Below are 2,228 nucleotides of genomic sequence, written 5' to 3'. Positions count from 1 at the left end.
CCTTAGTACGAGAGGACCGGGATGGACGCACCGCTGGTGTACCAGTTGTCTTGCCAAAGGCATCGCTGGGTAGCTATGTGCGGACGGGATAAGTGCTGAAAGCATCTAAGCATGAAGCCCCCCTCAAGATGAGATTTCCCATAGCGTCAAGCTAGTAAGATCCCTGAAAGATGATCAGGTTGATAGGTCAGAGGTGGAAGCGTGGCGACATGTGGAGCTGACTGATACTAATCGATCGAGGACTTAACCAAATGAATCATTAAAACGTGTTTTGCGCAAAAAACCTTCTGTTATCTAGTTTTGAAGGAATGAATAGTTCCTTAATACAAAGTAGGCTCGGTGACGATGGCGAAGAGGTCACACCCGTTCCCATACCGAACACGGAAGTTAAGCTCTTCAGCGCCGATGGTAGTTGGGGGTTTCCCCCTGTGAGAGTAGGACGTTGCCGGGCAAAAGAAAAGATCAGCTGATAAGGCTGGTCTTTTTTATTTGGGCTCTCTTAAATATTTTGGGATCAGTTTTTTTTATTCCTTTCCATTCAGACACTAAAATAGTTTCAAAATACTTTTCAATACCTAAAGCCTTTATATTATCATCTGAAATGGCCTTATTCCATTTGTAATGATTCCTAAAATAAGGTTGTTACTTCTTAATTCCTCTAACATACTATGAAGATTAGGAAAAGGGACGCAATTATTCTTAAATAGACTTATGTAATCTCGAAGTAAGCCTTCCCAAGGTATCTCAGTAATATCCAATTCACCAACTAATATAGACATGACAAAGAACCAATGCCTTCGGTTTGTTTAGCTTCTTTGACAAAATCCGGCCATAGATCAATATAAGGCTTTTCTAAAATCGCAGCATTTCCTAACTTTTTAGGTAGACCTCTCCACCACGTTCCATCTATAGGGTTTTGTCCCTGTCTCATTTCACCATAAAACGGATTTAAATGGTCAGAAGCTTTTAACCAAAACCGCTTTAATTCCACAGGTCATCCCGGTTGGTTCATCACTTCTTCTAAAAACTTCATTGTGATATAACTTGCTCTGAATCCTTGGCGTGTGGGGCCTACTTTATCTGGGATACCGATGTATATATTAGTTAATGGTTTACTTGGATACCAAACGATTTCTAAAAATAATCTAAAATGGCCCAGTACCAGCGTTTGTTCAACTTTTTTAAATATTCATTTAGCTTCATGGGATAACCATTTTATACCACCTATGATTATGTCTACAACTATAAAAACTATTAAATCAAATAAAAATTGAGATATTTTTTGATCTTCTGCCACGCCATAGGAGTCGTGAATTAATCATTTTTCAGGATGAGATGCTGTATATTACGACCTAATCTATCTAGTCTCCAGACAACCAGTGTATCTCCAGGAAGTACAAAACGTGCAAGGTAGCTCCTGTAATGCTTTCCACATTTCCTACTGCGTGGAAACTATGTTAAACAGTTCTTTTCGTTTCGCCCAAATTCCCACAAAACAAATGATCTGAAGAAGCATCATACCCAAATATCCTAAACCTCCTGTTTCTGTAGCGCGATATAAGATCGCGGAAATTCCAAATAAAATGGTTAGCAATAAGGTTCGTTTATTTATCCCTACACTAATATTAAAAGAATATTCAACAATTAACTGAACAGCTTCTGTAGTATATCCTTTATCATTATGTTTTTTGTCTAAAAAATAACCGATGAAAGCACTTTGAAGAGAACCGCGAAATACTTGAAAGAGATTAAAGGATAATAAAGAATTCTTATTAATAATTGCCACATCCTTTGACCAAAAAAATTAACACTTGACTATAAAAAGTGTCAGTGTTATTATCTTTATTGCACGTTAATTTGAGTTAACAACACTAATAAAGTGTTTATCATTCTATTAAAAAATGAAAAAAGTTGTTGACAAAGAAAATGATTACGTGATATATTAATAAAGTCGCTTCTGGGCGACAGACACTAGAAATTGCACTTTGAAAACTAAACAAAACAATACGTCAACGTTAATTCTAGTTGCTTTTAAGCAACACAAATTTATGAGCAAGTCAAGCTCGAAAAGGATGAAGTTGAGAATCGGATTTTCTCTCTTTTAAAACGAAAAAAGTTTTAGAAGCGAGAAGGTCGAGGAAGCAAAGCAAGCGAACGCCGGAGTTTATTATTCATAAATGAGGACGTGAGCGAGCGAAGCTGACGAAGAGATTCGATGCTTATAAAAC

General features: G+C 37.1%; 2 protein-coding genes, 2 rRNA genes and 2 pseudogenes. 2 read left to right on the top strand and 4 right to left on the bottom strand.

Annotated elements, in window-relative coordinates; translation table 11 throughout:
* Both GD441_RS16730 and rrf read left to right on the top strand, forming a co-directional pair.
* A 23S ribosomal RNA gene (locus tag GD441_RS16730) occupies positions 1-251 on the top strand; the annotation flags it as partial.
* 84 nt (positions 252-335) lie between these two features.
* Positions 336-451, top strand: a 5S ribosomal RNA gene (rrf, locus tag GD441_RS16725).
* Between the two features lie 133 nt (positions 452-584).
* Here the strand turns inward: rrf and GD441_RS16720 are convergent.
* The 4 genes and pseudogenes from GD441_RS16720 to GD441_RS16705 all read right to left on the bottom strand — a co-directional run.
* Positions 585-779, bottom strand: a complete 195-nt coding sequence (locus GD441_RS16720; RefSeq protein ID WP_338091725.1) for an HAD hydrolase-like protein — start codon at positions 777-779, stop codon at positions 585-587.
* Positions 767-991, bottom strand: a complete 225-nt coding sequence (locus GD441_RS16715; RefSeq protein ID WP_153127516.1) for a hypothetical protein — start codon at positions 989-991, stop codon at positions 767-769. Before GD441_RS16715 ends, GD441_RS16720 begins: the two co-directional genes overlap by 13 nt.
* 323 nt (positions 992-1,314) lie before the next feature.
* Positions 1,315-1,392 (bottom strand): annotated as a pseudogene (locus tag GD441_RS16710) (recombinase family protein); the annotation flags it as partial.
* A 229-nt stretch (positions 1,393-1,621) separates the two neighbouring features.
* A pseudogene (locus GD441_RS16705) lies at positions 1,622-1,756 on the bottom strand (GNAT family N-acetyltransferase); the annotation flags it as partial.
* Between the last annotated feature and the right edge of the window lie 472 nt (positions 1,757-2,228).

The organism is Peribacillus tepidiphilus (assembly GCF_009466385.1).
GTDB classification, from domain to species: Bacteria; Bacillota; Bacilli; order Bacillales; family DSM-1321; genus Bacillus_BN; species Bacillus_BN tepidiphilus.
This window is presented reverse-complemented; position numbering and strand designations above follow the sequence as displayed.